The sequence below is a fragment of the Aeromicrobium sp. genome (assembly GCF_014378035.1).
Lineage (GTDB): Bacteria > Actinomycetota > Actinomycetes > Propionibacteriales > Nocardioidaceae > Aeromicrobium.
On record NZ_JACMOM010000208.1, the window covers coordinates 16,975 to 37,993 of the forward strand.

The following is a 21,019-nucleotide window of genomic DNA, read 5'->3' on the forward strand; positions in this document are numbered from 1 at the left end:
ACAAGAAAGTGCGGGGTCAACCGTGGTGTGTATCGGGCAGGGTGAGCGTGAAGACCGTCCCAGCACCGGTCTCGGAGGCGACATCGACGGTGCCTCCGTGCCGCTCGGCCGCGCGCTTCACGATCGAGAGACCGAGCCCCGAGCCGGGCAGCGTCCGCGCCTCGCGTGAGCGGTAGAAGCGGTCGAAGATGTGCGGGAGGTCACGGGCCTCGATGCCGGGCCCCTCGTCGGACACCGTCAGGGAGCCGTCGATGAGGCTCACGTGGACGGTGCCTCCGGGCGGCGACCACTTGGTCGCGTTGTCCAGGAGATTGGTGACGGCTCGCTCAAGCAGCTGAGGCTCGCCGAACACCATCCAGGTGTGCAGGTCGAGGTTGAACGTGACGCTCTGCGCGCGAAGGCGGACACGGTCGACCGCCTGTGTGATGACATCGGCGAAGTCGAGTGGCTCAGGGTCGCGACGCATCGGCTCGTCACGGGCCAGCTCGACGAGGTCGCCGACCAACGTGGTGAGCTCCTCGAGCTGGGAGCGGACGTCGCCCATGATCTCGTGTCGCTGCTCGGTGGACAACGACCGCTCGGTGTTGTCGGCGGCCTGCCCGATCAGCTCGATGTTGGTGCGCAGGCTGGTGAGCGGGGTGCGCAGCTCGTGGCCAGCGTCGGCGACGAGCTGGCGCTGGCGCTGCTGTGACGCGTCGAGCGCCTGGAGCATCGAGTTGAACGACGTGGTGAGACGGGCCAGCTCGTCGTGGCCGGTGACCTCGATCGGGGTCAGCTCGGCGGTGCGCGCCACCCGTTCGGTGGCGGCGGTGAGCCTACGGACGGGTCTGAGCCCGTTGGCCGCCACGGCCCAGCCCGCGACTCCGGCCAGCGCAACGCCGGCGAGGCTGCAGAGCAGCAGGATGACCTTGAGGCGTTCGAGCGCGTTCTGGATCGACTCCATCGACTGGGCGATGACCAGCGCCGTGCCCTGACCAGCCGGAACCGCCACCACCCGGTAGGGCGTGGTGCGGATGCTGACGGTGCGCATCGAGCGACGCTGCTCACCGATGGAGACCGCGACCTCGTGGTAGCTGATGTAGGGGGCCGCGTCCTCGGCGTCGGTGCTGGAGAACAGGACGCCACCGCGCACGACCGAGAGCTGGACGTCGGCCACGGCGAGCGCCTCGGCCGGGGTCTGGCGGATCGTCGCCTCGGCAAAGTTGGCGGTGACAGCCGCATTGGCGCGGCGAAGCATCGAGTCGTCGAGCGAGCTCTGGAACTCTGCGCGGACGACCACGAACACGATGGCACTGACGACGCTGAGCGTCGCCGCGACGGCCAGCGTCGTGAGGATGGCGACCCGCAACGCGAGCGTCAGGCGCTCGGTGAGGGGGCGGATCAGACGGTGGAGTGCCTCGATCACGGGGGCGTCTCGCGCAGGACGTATCCGACGCCACGCACGGTGTGCAACAGGCGCGACTCGCCCTCGGCCTCAAGCTTGCGTCGGACGTAGCCGACGTAGACCTCGAGTGAGTTGGCGGTCGTGGGGAAGTCGAAGCCCCAGACCTCCTCGAGGATGAACGACCGCTCAAGGACCCGCTTGGGTCGCTGCAGGAACAGCTCCAGTAGTGCGAACTCCGTGCGTGTGAGGGACAGCGATCGTTGGCCGCGGCTGACGTCACGCGTGACCGGATCGAGGGTGAGGTCGGCGAACACCAGAGGCGCCTCGTCGGGCTCGACGGCCGCCGCACGACTCGACCGGCGAAGCAGCGAGCGCACGCGGGCCAGCAGCTCTTCGAGCGCGAAGGGCTTGGTGAGGTAGTCGTCGGCCCCGGCGTCGAGCCCGTCGACCCGGTCGGACACGGCGTCACGAGCGGTGAGGACCAGGATCGGGACGTCGTTGCCGGCGTTGCGCAGCGCGCGGGTGGCTTCGAGCCCGTCAAGGCGCGGCATCATGACGTCCATGATGATCGCGTCGGGGTTGATCTGCGGTGTCCGTGCCAGCGCCTCGGCGCCATCGGACGCGAGGTCCACGGTGTAGCCGTTGAACTCCAGTGAGCGTCTGAGCGAGTCACGCACGGCACGATCATCGTCGACGACAAGAATGCGCATGGGCACAGTCTGCCTCGTACGGCTGAGACTTCGCTGAGGTCGGCCGGCCCTCAGGCCTCTGCGGCCGACCCGTCGAGCAGCGACCGTGCGGCGTCAGCGGCCCGTGCGCCGTAGGTGCCACCGAACAGCACGGCGTGCACGAGCAACGGGTGCAGCTGGTGCAGAGGGAGGCGTCCGCGCCATCCGGCCGCAAGCGGCCACGCCTCGGTGTAGGCGTCGAGAGTGCGCTGCAGGTGCGGTGCGCCGAAGAGCGCGAGCATCGCGAGGTCGGTCTCGCGGTGGCCGCCGTGGGCGGCCGGGTCGATCAGCCAGATGTCGCCATCCGACCCCCACACGACGTTGCCGGACCACAGGTCGCCGTGGATGCGGGCAGGTTCCTCGGGGTCGCCGGCGAAGTCGTGGATGCGGCGCATCGCCGACTCGATGACGTCGGCCTCCACGGTGGTGAGCGCTCGGCGGTCGACGGCCGCGCGGACGTAGGGCATGACCCGACGCGAGGCGAAGAATTCCGGCCAGCTCGGGAGCGACCGGTTGGGCAGCGGGGCAAGGCCGATGAAGCCGTCGACCGGGCCACCGAAGCAGTCAGCGCCGGCCCGGTGGGTCTCGGCCAGGTCGCGCCCGAAGCGCTCGGCGAGGTCGGCGGTCGGCTTGCCGGGCTCGATCCAGTCGAGGATCAGGCAGTCGTCGGCGACCGCGAGGACGGCGGGGATACGTGCGCCCTTGGCCTCGGCGAGCCACCGCAGCCCGTCGGCCTCACGTGCGAAGAAGCCGTCGGGGGCCTGCGGCCTGGTCTTGATGATCACGCCACGACCGTCGGTGAGCCGAAGCCGTGTGGACGTGCAGATGTCACCGCCGGCCACCGGGGTGGTCGAGACGACTCCGAGGCCGAGGAGCGCTTCCGCCCGGGCGGCGGTCCCTGCCATGCGTGCCATGCCACGACTTTACCGCGTGGGGGTGAGGGCCGGGCCGGAGTTCAGGACAGGAATGGACGGGTGATGTCCAGGTAGAGCCGGACCAGGTGCTCGACGAGGTCGTCACGCTCGACGACGAGCTCGCCGCTGGTGAAGTCCATGATGAGCTGGTTGGTGGCTGCGACGAGTGCGCGGGTGCCCATCATCAGGTCGAGGTCCGACGGCTGCTGGTCGGCAAGGACCTCCCGGGCCTGCACCTCGAGGAGGCTGGCGTAGTTGCGCAGGACCGCCGACCTGCGGGCCTCGAGCGCGCCACCGCGGCCGACCGACTCGACAAGCTGGATGCGGGCGAGGCGGGGGTCATCAGTGAGCGCCATGACGAAGGTCGTGATTCCGGCCTGCACCTGGTCGCCTAGGTCTGCCCCGGCCGACAGGTAGGCCTCGACAGCTGCTTCCTGCACCCGGGCCACGGCGGAGTCGTACACCGCGACGAAGAGCTGCATCCGGTCAGAGAAGTGCTCGTAGAAGTAGCGGTCGGCGAGGCCGGCGTCGGAGGCGATGCCGCGCACCGTGGTTCCGTCGTACCCCGTCGTGCCGATCTGCTGGATGCCAGCGAGGACGAGTCGGTCGCGCCGTTCGCGACGACGGAAGGCGGCGTCCCTGCCGGGCAGGTGGCCTTCGTCGGTGGGGCCTTCGGCAGAACCAGTCAGGTCGGTTGACGTGGAGGTCACCGGTTGGCGACCGGTCCGGTCCCGACCTGCAAGGCCCCGGTGGCGATGTCCGCATCGTCACATTCTTTGTTGGTGGCGTTGGTCGCGCGCCCCATGTTGTTGACGTCGTTGACTGTCACGTCGATGTCCCCCCGAACAAGTCGAGCGGCGCAGATGCGTCACTCGGTGAGACGGACCCTATCCTCTGGCGTCGTGATGACCACCCCGCCGCCGGTCAATCGATCGGCTGCTCGGGTCATCAGCGGGGCGTCATCAGCTCGGGAAGGCGAGCGACGAGCTGGTCGGTCGTCCGCTCGATCATCGCGAGGACATGGCGGAATCCGTCGTCGCCGCCGTACCACGGGTCGGGCACCTCGTTGTCGTTCTCGGACGCCTCCGGGTCGAACTCCCTGAACATGCGCAGCTGGCGGAGTTGCTCGTCGGTGGGGGCCTGGTCAGCCATGTCGAGGTAGTTGCTCGCGTCCATCGCCAGCAGGAGGTCGTACTGGGCGTACCAGTCGGTGTCGAACGTCCGTGCTCGGTGACGCGACGGGTCGTAGCCGGCAGCGCGCAGGACATCGGCCGCCCGACTGTCCATTTTTTCACCCTCGTGCCAGCCGCCTGTGCCGGCCGAGGCCACCTCGACGCGATGGGCAAGCCCCGCCTTCTCGAGACGGTCCTGCAGGACGACGTCGGCCATGGGCGACCGGCAGATGTTGCCGAGGCAGACCAGCCCGACCCGGAACGGTTCCGCGTTCACCGCCGGCGGGAGCTGGTGAATGTCTTGTCGCTCATGAACACGCCGAGCACCGCGTTGACGACCGAGATGACGACCGAGCCGAGCACCGCCCACAGGAAACCGTCGACATGGAACGTGACGTCGAGCTTGTCGGTCACCCATTCGGTGAGCAGGAGCAACAGGGCGTTGATGATGAGCAGCGCGAACCCGAGCGAGATGATGATGAACGGCAGCGACAACGTCTTGACGACCGGTGCGACGAACATGTTGATCGTCGTGAACACCAGGGCGACCAGGGCGACCGCGATGAGGCGCTCGGTCGTGGTGTCGGTCGAGCTGCCGATGTTCATGTGGGTACCGAGCAGGCCGGCGGCGACGGCGAGGGCGGCACCACTGAGAATCCATGCAACGAAGAACTTGGGCATGGGCCGATTGTCGCACTGATGAATCGGGACGCGTGCCACCCGACCGTCGCCCGGACGGTCAACGCCGGCTTGCCTAGGGTTGCGGCAGGGTTGTCTTGATCGTGCGTGAGGTCTGCGCCAGCACGATCCCGGCGAGCACGGCTGCCGCGCCGAGCACTTGCACCGGCGTCAGGGACTCGCGGAACCACGCCCACCCGAGGATGTTCGCGATGACCGGCTCGAGCATCGCGACGACCGTCACGATCGTCGCGGGGAGGTGACGCAGGGCCACCATCTCCAGAAAGAAGGGGACGACCGTCCCGAGCACGATGACGACCCCGATCACGGCCCACGGATTCGCCGAGAAGCCGTCGAGCCGCTCGAGCATGCTGGTGCGGGAGTCGAGGGCCGGAGTCGTCCAGATCGGCTGGATGAGGTTCATCGCGACGGTCGCCACGACAAACGCCCACAGGATGACGCGTAGCGGGTCATCGAAGCCGACGTTGTGCTCGCCGAGGAGGAAGTAGGCCGCGAAGCTGACCGCCGCGAGCAGCGCCATGACGACGCCCAGGCCGTCCAGCCGCACACCGTTCCAGACCTGGCTGACGACGGCGAGCCCCACCACCGAGAGCGCGACCGCCGCCCACATGCGGCCGCGCACGGGCTCCTGGCGGACGAAGCGCACCCACAAAACGACGAGCACCGGCGCGAGGTACTCGATCAGGAGCGCGATGCCGAGGGGAAGCCGGTTGATGGCGACGTTGTACGTCAGCTGCAGGGCCGTGACGCCGACGAGGCCCAGCGCGATGATGAGCAGCAGTGCGGAGCCGCGCGGCCGTCGCAGGGCTGATCGGCGGAAGCAGGCCGCGTACGCGACGAACACGAACGTGGCCCCCGTGATGCGCAGCGTCGTGAACGTCTCGGGGGTCAGGCCGGAGCCCATCGCCACCCTCGACACGCCGCCGTTGAGGCCGAACAGCACCGCCGCGACGATGACGAGCACGTATCCGAGGCGGGGGTTGCGGGCTGGCACCGCCCGATTCTCGCAGCCCCCGATTCCTGAGGTTAGGCTCGGCCCATGAGCAGCCCACGCGCTCGTCGCGCGCTCGACGACATCCCGGTCTACCGGCCCGGAAAGGCCGCCGTGGCGGAGGACCACAAGCTCTCGAGCAACGAGAACCCGTATGGCCCGCTCCCCGGTGTGACGGCCCGCGCAGCAGCCGAGCTCGACCGCATCAACCGCTACCCGGATGCGGGGATGACCGACCTCTACGCCGCGTTGTCGGCACGGTTCGATCTGTCGCCCGACCACTTCGCGGCCGGCACCGGGTCGGTCGCTGTGCTGTTCGCACTGCTCAACGCGCACTGCGAGACTGGCGACGAGATCGTGTACGCATGGCGGTCGTTCGAGGCCTACCCCATTGCCGTCGACCTGACGGGGGCAACGGGGGTGCGCGTGGCGCTGCGTCCTGACGCGACGCACGACCTCGCCGCGATGTCGGCAGCCGTCACCGACCGGACCCGTGTCGTGATGGTGTGCACGCCCAACAACCCCACCGGCCCGGTTGTGTCTGCGGATGACCTCGCTGTCTTCCTCGACTCGGTGCCCGAGCGGGTTCTCGTGGTGGTCGATGAGGCGTACGTCGAGTTCGTCCGTGACCCCGGCGGCGCCAGCGGGCTCACCGCTCTCGCCGCCCACGACAACGTCGTGGTGCTGCGGACGTTCTCCAAGGCCTACGGTCTCGCCGGCCTGCGGGTGGGCTACGCGATCGCCCGCCCCGAGGTGGCCGAGTCGATCCGCAAGGCGACGCCGCCCTTCTCCGTCACCGACGTCGCGCAGGCCGCTGCTGTCGCGTCGCTCGACTCCCAGGTCGAGCTCGACCGCCGGGTCGAGTCGATCGTGCAGGAACGCGTCGTGATGGTCGCTGCGCTGCGAGCTCAGGGCTGGGACGTGCCAGAAGCGGAGGGCAACTTCGTGTGGCTCGCGCTCGGCGACGACGCGGTCGACTTTGCTGTGGCGTGCGATCCGGTCCCGGTGCGCCCCTTCGCCGGCGAGGGTGTGCGCATCAGCGTGGGATCCCCGGAGGTCAACGCGACGTTCCTTGGGCTGGCGGCTGCGTGGCGTGAAGCGCACCCGAGATGACCCGGACAAGCGGATGAGATCGCAGTCAACGTGGGAGATCTTTGCGTCGGCGGTGCTCACCACCGCCACCGACTCCGAGCGCCGCCTGCCATCTGGTCATCCCGCTGCCCTGGTCGTCATGTCCTGCCCGGCCGCTGCGCCGTTCGTCGTCCGAGGGCGATGAGAGAGGATGGCGCTCCACGGGTTACGGTGGACTCAGATGTGACGCCAGTCACTTCCATGCGGTCATCCCGTCCGACACCCCTGTGACACCGATGACCCGCATCTTCGACATCGGCGTGGAGACCCTGCTGCCGGTTGATTGAGGGAGTCGAATGACCTTGTCAATGCCCGATACGTACGTTGCCGACGATCCTGCCGGAGTGTTTCCGCTCGTGCAGCTCCTGACGCCGGAGGGCCAGCGCGTCGCCCACCCGGAGTTCTCCTACGACGGCGACGACGACAGCATCCGCGACTTGTACCGCGACCTTTTCCTGATGCGTCGTATCGACTTCGAGGCCCACGCCCTGCAACGTCATGGCGAGCTCGGGTTGTGGGCCCCTGCCCAGGGCCAGGAAGCCGCCCAGATCGGCTCGGGGCGCGCACTGCGCCCGCAGGACTTCGCATTCCCGACCTACCGCGAGCACGGAGTCGCGCTGTGCCGCGGCGTCGACCCCGCCCTGCTCCTCGGCCTGTTCCGCGGCGTCGAGCTGGGTGGTTGGGACCCCGCGGAGCACGGGTTCGCGCTCTACAGCATCGTCATCGGTGCGCAGACCCTGCACGCCACCGGATACGCCATGGGCCTGACACTCGATGGCGAGGTCGGCCGCGGTGACCCTGAGCGCGATGCCGCCGTCATCGCCTACTTCGGCGACGGCGCCACGAGCCAGGGCAGCGTCAACGAGGCCTTCGACTGGGCGGCCGTCTTCAACGCCCCCGTCGTGTTCTTCTGCCAGAACAACCAGTACGCCATCTCAGCCTCGACCGACCGCCAGACGCGGGGTCCGATCGTCCAGCGCGCGGGTGGCTTCGGCTTCCGCGGCATCCGCGTGGACGGCAACGATGTGCTGGCCTGCCACGCCGTCACCTCCGCCGCGATGCAGAAGGCGCGCGACGGCGAGGGGCCCACCCTCATCGAGGCGTACACCTATCGCATGGGTGCCCACACGACGTCCGACGACCCGACCCGCTACCGCGAGGCTGCCGAGGTCGAGACGTGGAAGCTCAAGGACCCGATCGAGCGCGTCAAGCGCTACCTGCTGGTGCAGGGCACCCCGGCGGAATTCTTCGAGAGGCTCGAAGCCGAGGCGGAAGAGCTCGGCACGCACCTGCGGGCGGCCTGCAAGGCATTGCCCGAGCCTGACCTCGCCGCGCTCTTCGACGCAGTCTATGTCGAGGGCACCCCCGAGCTCGCCGAGCAGAAGGCCCAGTACATCGCCTTCCGTGACAGCCTCGAGCCCGACACCGACGATGCCGAAGGGAGCCACGCATGACCACGATGCCGCTCGGCAAGGGCCTCAACGCTGGCCTGCGCGCCGCGATGGAGGCCGACGACAAGGTGCTCATCATGGGTGAGGACGTCGGCCGGCTCGGTGGCGTCTTCCGCACCACCGACGGCCTGCAGAAGGACTTCGGCGACAGCCGCGTCATCGACGCTCCGCTGTCGGAGGCCGGCATCCTCGGCACCGCCATCGGCATGACGTTCCGCGGTTACCGGCCCGTGCTCGAGATCCAGTTCGACGGCTTCGTCTACCCCGCGTACGACCAGATCGTCAGCCAGGTCGCCAAGATGCACTTCCGCAGCAAGGGGGCGGTCACGATGCCCATCGTCATCCGCATCCCGTTCGGCGGCGGCATCGGCGCCGTCGAGCACCACTCCGAGAGCCCCGAGGCGCAGTTCGCCCTCACGGCAGGCCTCAAGGTCGTCGCGTGCTCCAACGCCAACGACGCCTACTGGATGATCCAGCAGGCCATCGCGAGCGACGACCCGATCGTGTTCATGGAGCCCAAGCGGCGCTACTGGGACCAGAGCGAGGTTGACCTCGACTCCGAACCCTTCCCGTTGCACGCCTCAAAAGTGGTGCGTGAGGGGTCCGACGCGACGCTCATCGCCTACGGTCCGATGGTCAAGACGTGCCTGCAATCAGCCGAGGCGGCCGTCGCCGACGGGCTCGACCTCGAGGTCATCGACCTTCGCACGTTGTCGCCGCTCGACCTCGACCCGGTGTTCGACTCCGTGCGCAGGACCGGGCACGCAATCGTCGTCCACGAAGCCGCGCAGACCCTCGGCCTCGGCGCCGAGATCTCGGCGCGCATCACCGAGAAGTGCTTCTACTCCCTTGAGGCGCCAGTGCTGCGCGTCACCGGCTACGACCTGCCTTATCCGCCGAGCCGCATCGAGGAGGAGTTCCTTCCCGGGCTCGACCGAGTGCTCGATGCCGTCGACCGATCCCTTGCCTTCTAGATCTCAGGAATAGTGAGTACCGCATGAGTGAATTCAAGCTTCCCGACGTCGGGGAGGGCCTCACCGAGGCCGAGATCGTCACCTGGCGTGTATCCGTCGGCGACACCGTGAAGGTCAACGACCTCCTGGTCGACATCGAGACGGCCAAGTCGATCGTCGAGCTGCCCAGCCCTTACGAGGGGGAGGTGCGGGAGCTGCTGGTGGCCGAGGGCCAGACCGTCACCGTCGGGACGCCGATCATCTCGATCGGCGGCGAGGTCTCCGACCCCTTCGCCAGGGTCGAGACTGCCGGTGTCATCGCCAACGGCGGGGCCGCTCCGGCTCCCGCCGCCCACGCTGCCTCGTCCGCAGCCGTGTCCACCCCGACAGTCCTTTCCGCTGACCCGCGCGACCTCGTCCCCACGGTCAAGGCAGATGCGCCGGGTGCACCGGCGCGCCAGTCCGTGCTCGTGGGCTACGGCCCGCGCCCCGACTCCGTCACCAGGCGTCGACGCAAGGGTGAGGACGCAGGGCCCCAGAAGGTCGCCTCCGTCGACATCGAGAAGGTCGCCCAGCGGCCCGGCCGATCGCTCGCCAAGCCACCCGTGCGCAAGCTCGCCAAGGATCTCGGCATCGATCTCGACACCGTTCCCACGGCGGGCGACGTCGTCACCCGCGCCGACGTCGAGGGGTTTGCCGCGCTGCGACTCGACGACGACGCGACCCACACCGAGGTCGCCACGACCCGAATCAACGCCAGCGCCGACGACTCGGGCGATGTCCGGGTGCCGATCAACGGCGTGCGAAAGTTCACCGCCGAGGCGATGGTGCGCTCGGCGTTCACCGCGCCGCACGTCACCGAGTGGCTGACGCTCGACGTCAGCCGCACGATGGATCTGGTGCTGCGGCTTCGCAACGACAAGGCGTTCACGGGGCTCAAGGTCTCGCCGACCCTCATCGCGGCCAAGGCCATCTGCCTCGCGATCCGACGCACACCAGAGCTCAACGCGACGTGGGACGACGCCGCGCAGGAGATCGTCATCAAGAAGTCGGTCAACCTCGGCATCGCCGCCGCCACCGACCGCGGGCTCGTCGTGCCCAACATCGTCGATGCCGGCTCGTTGAGCCTGGTCGAGCTGGCCACCGCGCTGGGTGACCTCACCGACACCGCCAGGGCCGGACGCACGCAGCCGGCCCAGATGTCTGGTGGTACCTTCTCGTTGACTAACATCGGCGTCTTCGGTATCGATGCTGGCACTCCGATCCTCAACCCCGGCGAGTCCGGCATCCTCGCTCTCGGTTCGATCGAGCGGCGCCCGTGGATCAACGAGCACGACGAGGTCGTGCCCCGGTGGCTCACCACGCTGGCGCTGAGCTTCGACCATCGTGTGGTCGATGGCGAGCAGGGGTCGCGGTTTCTCGCCGACGTCGCCGCGATCCTGCGCGACCCGGCTCTGGCGCTGACGTACTAGCCCTGACGGACTGGCCAGGGGGGCCTGCACATCAGAGCCGTTCGCCGGCCTCGACCCGCGCTGTGATGGTGTTGCCAGGCGGGGCGAGGGGGCACTGCCAGCGCGGGTTGTAACGGCACGACGGGTGGTAGGCGTAGTTGAGGTCGAGCACGATGTTGTCGCCCTCGCCACCAAGCCACGATCCCTTGGCGGTGTCGAGCAGGTAGCGGCCGCCACCATAGCTGCCGTCGCCCGACGTGCCGTCGCGCAGCGGGATGAAGATGCCCCCGCCGTACTGGTGCAACCACCAGACATCGAGGCCGCCGGCCAAGCCGTCACCGATGCCGGCGGGCAGGTCGACGCGGCCGATGAGCTTCATCGTCAGGGTCCCGTCGTCACCGGCCTCGACCACTCGGTCCTCTGCCGTCCCCGCCTCTGGCACCGTCAGCGCAACCTCGAACCGGAGCGTCGGATCGTACGGCCAGTAGGGAATTCCGCCGTCGCGGATCGGGTCGTCGTCGACCAAGGGCGTCTGCGGGTGGTGCAGGAACATCGCGTCGCGTCGTGCTCGCCAGCGGCTGTGCGCTGCCTCGTGGGCGGTGTCGGCACGCACATCCGCGTACATCTCGTTGGTGCGCCGACGCCAGTCGACCAGGCCGAGTGCGGATGACTGCATCCGTCCACGGTGTCATATTTGGGGTGTCGCGCCTCTGCACACTTGATGACGTGGTCGGGCAGCGAGGCAGATCGGATTAAACTGTGTCAGTGAGCCAGTCCGCCGACGTCCGAGAACGCGGCGCGTACGGCATCTGGATCGTCGGGCTGCTCGTCTACATGCTGGCTGTCTTCCACCGCTCGTCCCTCGCAGTCGCCGGACTCACCGCCACCGAGCGGTTCGACATCTCTGCTGCGCAGCTTGCGACGTTCACGATGTTGCAGCTGCTCGTCTACGCCGGCATGCAGATTCCGGTGGGGTTGATGGTCGACCGCTTCGGTCCTCGCCGGGTGCTCATCACCGGCGCCATCACGTTGACGCTGGCACAGGCCGGTTTCGCCTTCGCCGACAGCTACCCCTTGGCGCTGCTGGCACGGCTGTTCGTCGGGGTGGGTGACGCCATGACGTTCATCTGCGTGCTGCGGCTGGTCAACACGTGGTTCGCGCCGAGGCGGATCCCGCTCATGACGCAGCTGACGGGTGTCGTCGGGCAGCTCGGCGCGATCATCGCTGCGGTGCCGATGACGATCGCACTGCGCGAGCTGGGATGGACCAGGTCGTACCTCGTCGCGGCATCGCTGGGCATCGTGCTCAGCGTCGCCCTGGTGGTCTTCGTGCGCGACGCACCGGCCGCCAGGTCACGCAGCGGCCCGCCGCTGTCGAGGACGCAGATCAGCCAGAGCCTCGGCGCGTCGTGGGCACAGCCCGGAACCAGGCTCGGCTTCTGGATCCACTTCTCCACCCAGTTCAGCGCCACGACGCTGGGCCTGTTGTGGGGGTACCCCTTCTTCGTCCGTGGCGAGGGTACGTCCGAGCACACGGCGGGGCTGCTGCTGACGTTGATGGTCGTCGCGGTCATGACTGCCGGCCCGGTGCTGGGCTGGGCCATCATGCACCATCCGTGGCACCGGTCCACGCTCGTGCTCTGCGTCGTCGGGGCAATCGTGGTGATGTGGACCGTTGTTCTCGGCTGGCGTGGTGACGCGCCGATCTGGCTGCTGGCCCTGCTGGTCGTCGTCGTGGGAGTCGGCGGGCCTGCGTCGGTCATCGGCTTCGACCTCGGCCGGACGTCCAACCCGTCCGAACGGATGGCAAGCGCCACGGGCATCATCAACCAGGCCGGTTTTGTTGCCAGCTTGCTGCTGGTGGTGGCGATCGGGGTCGTCTTGGACTGGCGAACACCGGGCAGCAGCACGGCGTACACGCCGTCGGCATTCAAGTGGGCCATGTCGTGTCAATACGTCCTGTGGGCCGTCGGCATCACCCAGATCTGGCGCTACCGCGTGAAGGCGCGCGCCCTGCTGCTGGCCGACGACCCCCAGGCGCGCGAGCACATGACGCGGATGGGCTGACCGCGCCCGTCCTGCTATATGCTCTGGCGCGAGCGGTTCTAGTTAGTCGAGTCGTCGCTCGGCTCACGCACCAGCATGAGGTTGGTCTTGCCGTCGTGGGTGAGGGCGCCGACCTCCGCGAAGCCGCGGCTCTCGTGGAAGGCGAGTGAGACGTCGTTGGTCTCGTAGACCTCGAGCGCGACCGGCTGGTCGCCCTCGATCTCCTCGTAGAGCTTGGAGGCCACACCCATGCGGCGGTGGTTCTGCGACACCACGATGCGGTCGAGGTAGACGTAGTCGTCAACGAGGGTGTCTTCGAACCATCGGTAGCGGCTCGACTCGTACTCGGCACCTGGCGGGAGGGTGATGACGAAGCCGGCTATGTCTCCGTCTCCGTGGTCGACAACGAGGGCCTGATCGGCCATCTTCACGAGGAGCGAGAGGCTCTCTGTGTCGAGTGGGCCGACGCCCTCGAGGGCGTTCTGGTTGAGGTGGATGATGCTGTCAAAGTCGCTGTGCGTCATTTCTCGGATCATCAGGTAGGCAATGTTACGTCAACCTGAGCGTGAATCACACCCGAGACAGCTTGATGTGGCCCTTCACACTGATGCTTGACAGCCCCGAGTCACACCTCGAAGGACGTGCCGGTAGCACCTTCGGACGCGGCCCACAGTGCCTCGGCGAGGTTCTCGTCGCGGGCGGTGCTGCTCATGCCGACGAGTGTCGGGCGGCCACGCATGCCGCCAAGATTCGCCGGCCCCACGTACTCCCCACCGGTCAGCGTCGGGTCGGTGGCGGCCATCAGCAGGGGCCATGCGCCGTGGGCGGCTGACTGCCCGATGACACGAGTGATCTGGTGCATGGCCATGCCGGGCAGCGACCCACCGTTGACGTTGGGCCCGGTCTTGGTCAGGTTGGTCGCCGCGTAGCCGGGGTGGGCCCCGACGCTCACGACGCCGATGCCGGCCGCCTTGGCCCGCCGGTTGAGCTCGAGCGCGAACATCAGGTTGGCCAGCTTCGACTCACCGTAGGTCTTCCAGCGGCTGTACCGCCGGGGTGACCCCTCGGGCGTCAGCGCGCGGAGGTCGATGCCGGTCACGGCGGTGTGAGCCAACGAGGAGACCGACACGATGCGCGCCTCGCTCGACCTGAGCAGCGGCCACAAGGTCGCTGTCCACGCGAAGTGGCCGAGGTGGTTGGTGCCCATCTGCAGCTCGAAGCCGTCGGTCGTCATGGTCTTGGGCGGCACCATGATGCCGGCGTTGTTGACCAGGATGTCGATGCGGTCGTAGGCCTTCGACACTTCGGTGGCAGCGCGCTTCGCGTCGCTCAGATCAGCGAGATCGAGCGACACGACCTCTGCTGCGGAGCCGGGAGCATCGTTCGCGATGCGGATGAGTGCGGCGTCAGCCTTGCGGGTGTCGCGGGCCGTCACCACCAGGCTCGCGCCGTGACGGGCAAGCCCGATCGCGGTGTTCAGGCCGAGGCCTCCGGTCACGCCGGTGATGACGGCGCGTTTGCCGGTCAGGTCGGGGATGTCGTCGGTGCTCCAGCTCATGGCGACGACGCTACTGCCGGACGGCGGCTCGCGCCTAGTGGATCGGCCTACGGCGTGACGGACATCGCAGCGAGCGTCGCGAGGCCGAGGGCGTGGTCGCCGGTGATGGTCACGTCGACCATGTCGGACGTGCGTCGACCTGCGGCTAGCGCCGTGAATGTCTCAGAGTCCATCGAGAGCGTCGTCGTCGGCTGCCCGACGAGATTGACCGGGCTGGCGCGTCCGTCGTCACCGATCTGCACCGCGAGGTCCAGAGGTACGGCCCCGGTCACGTCCCAGTGCACTATCGAGCTGGCGGGTGGCCGTACCTTCTTGCCCAGGATGAAGGGCATGGCCAAGGAGAACGTCATGGTGGCGATCTGTGCACCGGTGCTGTCGAGCCCGCCGGGCCGCCCGATGGCACGGCGGATGTCCTGCTCATGCACCCACATGTCGAGGGACCGATTGCGAAGGAGCTTGTCCCACGTCCACGAGATGCCGCCGGGCGTGACCGGTGCCGGGGTGGCCGGATCGTCCGGGACATCGACCAGCCGGCTCGACCGCAGCTCGACGGCCGCGGTGAGCTCGTCGATGAGCTCGGTCGGCGTACGGTGTCGGCGCTCGGCGACCCCGGCTTCGGTGTAGCTCGACACGAGCTCGTGCGCGCCGGTGACGTCGTGGGTGTTCTGGGCGATGCTGCAGAGCTCGGTCTCGAGGTGAGCCAGGTGGGCGAGGACATCCTTGACCGTCCAACCGGGGCAGTCGGTGGGAGTCGACCAGTCGGTCTCGTCGAGGCTGGGTGCGAGAGAGAGCACAGCGTCAGCCGACTCCCTCCACCCCCGGACGTACGTGTCAAGCAGATTCATCGGCTGACTCCTTACGGCGTGATCGACGGCAGTAGTAGACGTAGGCGGCGAACCCGAGACCGACGGTGCCGCCCAGGACGGCCACGCCCTTGCCGTTGTTGACGGCCGAGTCGTAGCCCGTCACGGCTGCGAACCCGTAGGAGGCGTTGTCGGGTCGACGGTCGCGTGGTGTGCACCTGACCCGCAGACCGTTCGACCCATCGCGCAAGAGGGCGATGAGGTGCCACCGGGTTCCGTCGCTGTCGGCGATGATGTCGACGCCCTTGCCCGGGATCTCGATGACCTTCTTGCCCGGCCCCGTGCCGCGGCAGGTGACGACGCGATCGGGCTGGAGCACGTCGGTGAAGACTGCAAGGCTCTTGCCCGCCGCCTCGGCGTGCTCGTTCGAGGTGGGCGTCACCGTCGACTCGCGAACGGGGGTCCACCCACCGGCCGCAACGACGGTGGCGCCCATGACACTGACGAGTGCGAACAGGAAGGCCGCGAGGTACCAGAGTGGATTCGTGGGCTTCACGCAGCAACTTTCGCACACGTCAAGACGGCTGTGTCGCCTTGACGGGCCTGTACACGGGGCCGAGACTCAATAATCGAAGACACCATCAATCGGAGGCAGCACCATGGAAGAGATTTTCCTTCTCGGACGCATTCTTTTCGTCTACCTGATCATCGGCTCGGGGGTGGGTCACCTGATGGCGACTGACGCCATGGCGGGTTACGCCCAGAGCAAGAACGTGCCGTCCCCCAAGCTCGCCGTGCAGATCAGCGGAGTGGCGTTCATCCTCGGCGGTGTCTCGATACTGCTCGGCATCGTCGGCGACGCCGGCGCGCTCGGCCTTGCGATCCTCCTTGTCATCACCGCAGTGGTGATGCACCCGTTCTGGAAGGAGGCCGACGCACAGTCAAAGCAGCTCGAGATGATCTCGTTCAACAAGGACATCGCCCTCGCCGGCGGCGCCCTGGCGATCTACGTGCTGTTCTACCTGGCCGACGGTCTCGGTTACTACACGATCACCGGCGCGCTCTTCACCTGAGTCGACGGGCCCTCACATCGACGTCAGTGGCTCGTCGGTGTCCGCTTCGTCCGGATGCGGGTCGTTGACACCGGGCTTCGGCTTGGTCACGGTGTCCGGGTTCTCGCCCGGGTCGGCGGCGGTCTGGGGTTCGGTCGGCGGGGGTTCGGTCGGCTGGGGTTCGCTCGTCATGATGGATCCTCTCGTCAGACCTGCGCACTACCCAGCAGGGCAGGCCGAAACCATCACGAAGCCCCCCACGGCCAGAGGGTGAGGCCCTTCGTGATGCTGGTGAGACTGGGTCAGAACGCGGCTTCGTCGAGCTCCATGATCGAGCCGTCGATGTTCTCGGCGATGGCACGCTCGCCAGCGAGCTTCGGCAGGACGTTACGAGCGAAGAACTGGGCCGCGGCGACCTTGCCCTCGTAGAAGCTCTTGTCCGACGCGGAGACGTCACCGCCGAGCTTGGCCAGAGCGACCTCCGCGCCACGGAGGAGGAGCCATGCGACCGTCAGATCGCCGAGGACGTAGACCAGGCGGGTCGTGTTGAGGCCGACCTTGTAGATGTTCTGCAGGTCGCCCTTCTCGTCGGCCGGGTTGGACGCCATCAGGTCGGTGAAGGTGGCACCGATGATGGCCTGCGTGTCGTCGAGCCCCTTGGCGAGCAGCTCGCGCTCAACCTTGAGGCGTCCGTTGCCAGCCTCGCTCTCGGCGAACGCCTGCACCTCGCCAGCGAGGAAGCCCAGTGCCTGACCCTTGTCCTTCACGATCTTGCGGAAGAACAGATCCATGCCCTGGATCGCTGTGGTGCCCTCGTAGAGCGTGTCGATCTTGGCGTCGCGGACGTACTGCTCGATGGGGTAGTCCTGCAGGAAGCCCGACCCGCCGTAGGTCTGCAGTGACTCAGTGCCGAGCAGCACCCACGAGCGTTCTGAGCCGTAGCCCTTCACGAGCGGGAGCAGCAGGTCGTTGACGGCTTCGGACAGCGAGGCGTCCTCGCCGGCCGCGGTCTTGATCATGACGTCGTCCTGCCAGGTGGCGGCGTAGATCAGGAGCGAACGGAGGCCCTCGGCGAACGACTTCTGCGTGAGCAGCGAACGGCGGACATCGGGGTGGTGCGTGATCGTGACGCGGGGCGCCGTCTTGTCGGACGCCTGCGTGAGGTCGGCACCCTGGACGCGCTCCTTGGCGTAGTCGAGGGCGGTGAGGTAGCCGGTCGACAAGGTCGCGATGGCCTTGGCACCGACGAACATCCGGGCGTTCTCGATGACGCGGAACATCTGGTTGATGCCGTCGTGCACCTCGCCGAGCAACCAGCCCTGTGCCGGTGCGCCGTCACCGAAGGTGACCTCGCAGGTCGTGGACACCTTGAGGCCCATCTTCTTCTCGACGTTGGTGACGTAGGCGCCGTTGCGCTCGCCCGTCAGGTCACCGGTCTCGTGGTCGAAGTGGAACTTGGGCACGAGGAAGAGGCTGAGGCCCTTCGTACCGGGTCCGCCGACGCCCTCGACGCCCTGGGGCCGGGCGAGGACGAGGTGCATGATGTTCTCGCTCATGTCGTGCTCGGCCGAGGTGATGAAGCGCTTGACGCCCGTGATGTTCCACGAGCCGTCCTCGTTGGCAGTGGCTTTGGTGCGGCCAGCTCCCACGTCGGAGCCCGCATCGGGCTCGGTGAGCACCATCGTCGCGCCCCACTGGCGGTCGACCATGGTCTGGGCGATCTTCTTGTCGCGCTCGATGCCGTTCTCGAAGACGATGCGCGCGAAGGCGGGACCACACGCGTACATCCAGATGGCAGGGTTGGCGCCAAGGACGAACTCAGCGCTGCTCCACACGAGGGAGGCGGGGGCGACCTGGCCGCCGAGCTCCTCGGGGACCTGCAGGCGCCACCACTCGGCACCCATCCAGGCCTGGTACGACTTCGCGAAGGCCGGGTTCATCGTCACGGTCTTCTCGGCGGGGTCGTAGACCGGCGGGTTGCGGTCGGCGTCGTCGAAGGACGCGGCCAGCTCGTCGCGTGAGATGCGGTCGATCTCGGACAGGATGCTCTTCGCGGTCTCGGTGTCGACTTCGGCGAAGGGTCCGGTGCCCAGGATGTCCTGACGGTTGAAGAGCTCGAACAGGTTGAACTCGACATCGCGGAGGTTGCTCTTGTAATGGCTCATGCCAGCATTCCTTCAAAGGGGTGTGGGCTGCGAACAGGAACTTGCTACTGGTTGGTAACTTAAGTATCCGCCCGCGACAGGGGCAAAGACAAGCCGGAGCGGCTCGCCGGGCCTGTCACCCCCGTCACAGTGCCTGCCGAACAGTGGACCTCTGCCATGCCTGTCCGACCCCGGGCACGACAAAAGCCCCGCGAGAATCTCGCGGGGCTTTCGTGGTTTCGGTGGATCAGACGAGGCGCGTGGGCCCGCGGCCGCGGCCGTCGTTCGCGACGGTCTGGACCGTGCGGCCGACTCCGATCACGGTGATGGATGCAAGGACGATTCCGAGGACGATCATGGTGGCCTCCTTCAGGCACTGGTGCGGACCGGATTGGTTCGTACCTTCAGTATGCGCCTTGCAACTGTCAAGGACAATCTAACTGAACTACACCTAACGTGTAGTCTGGCTACATGGACGTCAAAAGACTTGATCTGCTGCGTGAACTGGCCGAGAGGGGCACCATCGGAGCTGTTGCCGACGTGACAGGAGTCACGCCATCGGCGGTGTCGCAGCAGCTCAAGGTGCTCGAGCAGGAGGCCGGAGTGCCGCTGACGGAACCGGCCGGCCGGGGTATCGCCTTGACCGCGGCGGGACGCGCGCTGGCCCAGACTGCCACCGAGATTGCAGTCGCGATCGCCAAGGCCGAGGCCAGGTGGCGCGAGTTCATGGAGCAGCCCGCGGGCAACGTCACCCTGACGACCTTCGCGACCGGAGGGGAGATGCTTCTGCCAGGAGTCCTCACCCGGCTGCGAGCCGAGCCGCACCTCAGGCTGATCTGTTCTGACGAGGACGTCACGCTCGCAGATTTCGCCTCGCTGACGCCTGACTACGACATCGTGCTCGCCGACTCACCGACGGCATCGGAGATGTGGCACGAGCGGGGCATCCAGGTGGTGCCGCTGATGAGCGAGCCGCTCGACGTCGCACTGCCCGAGGACCACCGGCTGGCGTCGAAGCAGAGCCTGTCGCCCAAGGATGTCGTCGGCGAGACCTGGATCGGAGCACCAAGCGACTTCCCGTTCGACCGGGTGCTGAGCCAGGTGGTGGCGGCAACGGGTGAGCCAGTGCGGGTCGCCCAGCGCATCGCCGACAACGGAATCGTCGAGGCGTTGGTCGCCGCGGGTCATGGCATCGCGATCCTGCCGCGCTTCACGACCCGCGAGCACGGCAACGGCCTGGTGACGCGGCCGATGGTGGGTATACGTGCCAAGCGGGAGATCTCCGCGCTCCTGAGGCCGGACCGTTTCGAGCGACCGTCCGTTCGCCTCGTCGTGCAGGCGTTGCGGGACGAGGCGAAAGCTGTTGCCGACCAGCACAATGCCTTGTAGGGGCGGATGATCGCGGGGATTCCCGAGAAGTCCGTGCGTCCCACGGAGGCCTGGTCCCGGCAGCCCAGGTGTCCACAGCCGCGTCAGCAACGCAGCGTCACGACGTCTGAACTGCCGGACGGCTGTGTCAGCTGCCGCCGCGGAATCGCGTCATGAAAGCGCGGAACTCCTTGCTCCCGAGCGATCTCGCCTGCGCCAACGATTCGAAGTCGAGGGAGGCGTCGAGGTCGGACGTCGACGCGATGCGAACCGAGCGGACGATGTCCGCCGTCAGTGCAGGGTCGCGCCCCGCGTAGGTGCGCGCGACAGCAAGTGCCGCCTCCGCCGGATCGTCGGCCAGCTGGTTGGCGAGGTGCAGGCGGTGTGCCTCCTGCGCTCCGATGATGGTGCCAGCGAGCAGGGCCGCAACGGTGTTGCTCGCACCGATGCGCTGCGCCAGCATCCAGCTGCACCCGCCGCCGGGGTGGAGGCCGATCTCGGCGAACGTTGGTCCGAACCCGGCGCGAGGCCCGGCGATGATCACATCGCAGGCGAGCGCGATGTTCAGGCCGGCGCCGACGGCTGGGCCGTGGACGGCGGCGATCGTGGGAATCGTGAGCTCGCGCAGCCCGAGGAAGGACGCGTAGACCCGCATGAGGTGCTCGCGAAGCTCATCGACGGGTCGGTCGAGGTCGCCGAAGAGGTTGTCGAGATTGGCGCCGGCGCAGAATGCCGACCCGTTGCCCATGACGACGAGCGCCCGTGCGGACTCATCGGACCGGACGGCCTCGATTGCTGCGGCAAGCTCGTCCAGCAGGGGCCAGTCGAGCGCATTGCGGCGGTCGGGGGCATTGAGTCGGATCGTGCGGACGTCGCCGTCGGACTCGAGCAGGACCAGGGGCATGACACGACGGTATCTGCACGGGACACCAGTGTGGGGGACAGCAGTGTGGGCGCGTCCCGAAGGGAACGCGCCCACATTGTCGCTTGGCCCAAGGGGCAAGCGTGTCCGTCAGTGTTTCTTGGTGTTGGACTACTTGGTGTTGACGGTGATCTTGGCGACGCCGACGAGGAGGTCCTTGGTGACGGCGTCGGTCTTGAAGGTGTCGTTCAGGAGGCCGGCAGCGACCGGGCTGATGAAGACCTTGGTGCCTTCGAGGATGGCGGTGTTGCC

Annotated in this window: 24 protein-coding genes; 8 read left to right on the forward strand and 16 right to left on the reverse strand. The window is 67.7% G+C overall.

What is annotated here, in order from left to right:
• Positions 1–16 precede the first annotated feature (16 nt).
• From H7290_RS10795 to H7290_RS10830, 8 genes are all read right to left on the reverse strand, one after another.
• A complete protein-coding gene (locus tag H7290_RS10795; RefSeq protein ID WP_290514016.1) occupies positions 17–1,405 on the reverse strand; it encodes a HAMP domain-containing sensor histidine kinase in 1,389 nt (462 codons plus the stop codon).
• Positions 1,402–2,094: a response regulator transcription factor gene (locus H7290_RS10800; protein WP_290514017.1), complete on the reverse strand. Its 693-nt coding sequence runs from the start codon at positions 2,092–2,094 to the stop codon at positions 1,402–1,404. The genes H7290_RS10795 and H7290_RS10800 overlap by 4 nt, the downstream gene beginning before the upstream one ends.
• A gap of 50 nt (positions 2,095–2,144) precedes the next feature.
• Positions 2,145–3,026, reverse strand: a complete 882-nt coding sequence (locus H7290_RS10805; RefSeq protein WP_290514018.1) for a fructosamine kinase family protein — start codon at positions 3,024–3,026, stop codon at positions 2,145–2,147.
• Between the two features lie 41 nt (positions 3,027–3,067).
• Complete coding sequence (locus H7290_RS10810; protein WP_290514019.1) at positions 3,068–3,736, reverse strand: TetR/AcrR family transcriptional regulator; 669 nt, start codon at positions 3,734–3,736, stop codon at positions 3,068–3,070.
• Positions 3,733–3,855, reverse strand: coding sequence for a hypothetical protein (locus tag H7290_RS10815; protein ID WP_290514020.1), 123 nt, complete (start codon positions 3,853–3,855; stop codon positions 3,733–3,735). The genes H7290_RS10810 and H7290_RS10815 overlap by 4 nt, the downstream gene beginning before the upstream one ends.
• Before the next feature lie 119 nt (positions 3,856–3,974).
• Positions 3,975–4,475, reverse strand: a complete 501-nt coding sequence (locus H7290_RS10820; RefSeq protein ID WP_290514021.1) for a low molecular weight protein-tyrosine-phosphatase — start codon at positions 4,473–4,475, stop codon at positions 3,975–3,977.
• Positions 4,472–4,879, reverse strand: a complete 408-nt coding sequence (locus tag H7290_RS10825; RefSeq protein WP_290514022.1) for a phage holin family protein — start codon at positions 4,877–4,879, stop codon at positions 4,472–4,474. The genes H7290_RS10820 and H7290_RS10825 overlap by 4 nt, the downstream gene beginning before the upstream one ends.
• A gap of 73 nt (positions 4,880–4,952) precedes the next feature.
• The gene (locus tag H7290_RS10830) at positions 4,953–5,891 is read right to left on the reverse strand and encodes an EamA family transporter (protein WP_290514023.1); all 939 of its coding nucleotides are present in this window, start codon (positions 5,889–5,891) and stop codon (positions 4,953–4,955) included.
• A gap of 45 nt (positions 5,892–5,936) precedes the next feature.
• Here H7290_RS10830 and hisC point away from each other — a divergent pair, with 45 nt between their 5' ends.
• From hisC to H7290_RS10855, 5 genes are all read left to right on the forward strand, one after another.
• A complete protein-coding gene (gene hisC / locus H7290_RS10835) occupies positions 5,937–7,001 on the forward strand; it encodes a histidinol-phosphate transaminase (protein ID WP_290514024.1) in 1,065 nt (354 codons plus the stop codon).
• A gap of 13 nt (positions 7,002–7,014) precedes the next feature.
• Positions 7,015–7,164, forward strand: a complete 150-nt coding sequence (locus H7290_RS10840) for a hypothetical protein (protein WP_290514025.1) — start codon at positions 7,015–7,017, stop codon at positions 7,162–7,164.
• 163 nt (positions 7,165–7,327) lie between these two features.
• Positions 7,328–8,473: a pyruvate dehydrogenase (acetyl-transferring) E1 component subunit alpha gene (gene pdhA / locus H7290_RS10845; RefSeq protein ID WP_290514026.1), complete on the forward strand. Its 1,146-nt coding sequence runs from the start codon at positions 7,328–7,330 to the stop codon at positions 8,471–8,473.
• The gene (locus tag H7290_RS10850) at positions 8,470–9,444 is read left to right on the forward strand and encodes an alpha-ketoacid dehydrogenase subunit beta (RefSeq protein WP_290514027.1); all 975 of its coding nucleotides are present in this window, start codon (positions 8,470–8,472) and stop codon (positions 9,442–9,444) included. Before pdhA ends, H7290_RS10850 begins: the two co-directional genes overlap by 4 nt.
• A gap of 23 nt (positions 9,445–9,467) precedes the next feature.
• A complete protein-coding gene (locus H7290_RS10855) occupies positions 9,468–10,895 on the forward strand; it encodes a dihydrolipoamide acetyltransferase family protein (RefSeq protein ID WP_290514028.1) in 1,428 nt (475 codons plus the stop codon).
• A gap of 31 nt (positions 10,896–10,926) precedes the next feature.
• Here H7290_RS10855 and H7290_RS10860 read toward each other — a convergent pair whose 3' ends face one another.
• Positions 10,927–11,550, reverse strand: a complete 624-nt coding sequence (locus H7290_RS10860; RefSeq protein WP_290514029.1) for a DUF1684 domain-containing protein — start codon at positions 11,548–11,550, stop codon at positions 10,927–10,929.
• A gap of 89 nt (positions 11,551–11,639) precedes the next feature.
• Here H7290_RS10860 and H7290_RS10865 point away from each other — a divergent pair, with 89 nt between their 5' ends.
• Complete coding sequence (locus H7290_RS10865; protein WP_290514030.1) at positions 11,640–12,941, forward strand: nitrate/nitrite transporter; 1,302 nt, start codon at positions 11,640–11,642, stop codon at positions 12,939–12,941.
• 38 nt (positions 12,942–12,979) lie between these two features.
• Here the strand turns inward: H7290_RS10865 and H7290_RS10870 are convergent, their stop codons facing one another.
• The 4 genes from H7290_RS10870 to H7290_RS10885 form a co-directional block, all read right to left on the reverse strand.
• A complete protein-coding gene (locus tag H7290_RS10870; protein ID WP_290514031.1) occupies positions 12,980–13,444 on the reverse strand; it encodes a GNAT family N-acetyltransferase in 465 nt (154 codons plus the stop codon).
• Positions 13,445–13,545: 101 nt separating this feature from the next.
• Positions 13,546–14,478 (reverse strand): oxidoreductase, encoded by a 933-nt coding sequence (locus H7290_RS10875; RefSeq protein WP_290514032.1) that lies wholly within the window; start codon positions 14,476–14,478, stop codon positions 13,546–13,548.
• A gap of 47 nt (positions 14,479–14,525) precedes the next feature.
• A complete protein-coding gene (locus tag H7290_RS10880) occupies positions 14,526–15,323 on the reverse strand; it encodes a maleylpyruvate isomerase family mycothiol-dependent enzyme (RefSeq protein ID WP_290514033.1) in 798 nt (265 codons plus the stop codon).
• A complete protein-coding gene (locus tag H7290_RS10885; protein ID WP_290514034.1) occupies positions 15,310–15,837 on the reverse strand; it encodes a hypothetical protein in 528 nt (175 codons plus the stop codon). Before H7290_RS10885 ends, H7290_RS10880 begins: the two co-directional genes overlap by 14 nt.
• 103 nt (positions 15,838–15,940) lie before the next feature.
• On the opposite strand from H7290_RS10885, the gene H7290_RS10890 reads away from it, so the two are divergent.
• Positions 15,941–16,354 (forward strand): DoxX family protein, encoded by a 414-nt coding sequence (locus H7290_RS10890; protein ID WP_290514035.1) that lies wholly within the window; start codon positions 15,941–15,943, stop codon positions 16,352–16,354.
• A gap of 12 nt (positions 16,355–16,366) precedes the next feature.
• On the opposite strand, the gene H7290_RS10895 is transcribed toward H7290_RS10890, so the two are convergent.
• Both H7290_RS10895 and H7290_RS10900 read right to left on the reverse strand, forming a co-directional pair.
• Entirely contained in the window at positions 16,367–16,525 is a 159-nt protein-coding gene (locus H7290_RS10895) for a hypothetical protein (protein WP_290514036.1), read from the reverse strand.
• Positions 16,526–16,635: 110 nt separating this feature from the next.
• Positions 16,636–18,498, reverse strand: a complete 1,863-nt coding sequence (locus tag H7290_RS10900; RefSeq protein WP_290514037.1) for an acyl-CoA dehydrogenase — start codon at positions 18,496–18,498, stop codon at positions 16,636–16,638.
• 450 nt (positions 18,499–18,948) lie between these two features.
• Here H7290_RS10900 and H7290_RS10905 point away from each other — a divergent pair, with 450 nt between their 5' ends.
• Positions 18,949–19,866 carry a LysR family transcriptional regulator gene (locus tag H7290_RS10905; protein ID WP_290514038.1) on the forward strand — a complete coding sequence of 306 codons (918 nt, stop codon included), beginning with the start codon at positions 18,949–18,951 and terminating at the stop codon, positions 19,864–19,866.
• A 127-nt stretch (positions 19,867–19,993) separates the two neighbouring features.
• Here the strand turns inward: H7290_RS10905 and H7290_RS10910 are convergent, their stop codons facing one another.
• Complete coding sequence (locus tag H7290_RS10910) at positions 19,994–20,749, reverse strand: enoyl-CoA hydratase-related protein (RefSeq protein WP_290514039.1); 756 nt, start codon at positions 20,747–20,749, stop codon at positions 19,994–19,996.
• Positions 20,750–21,019: the final 270 nt, after the last annotated feature.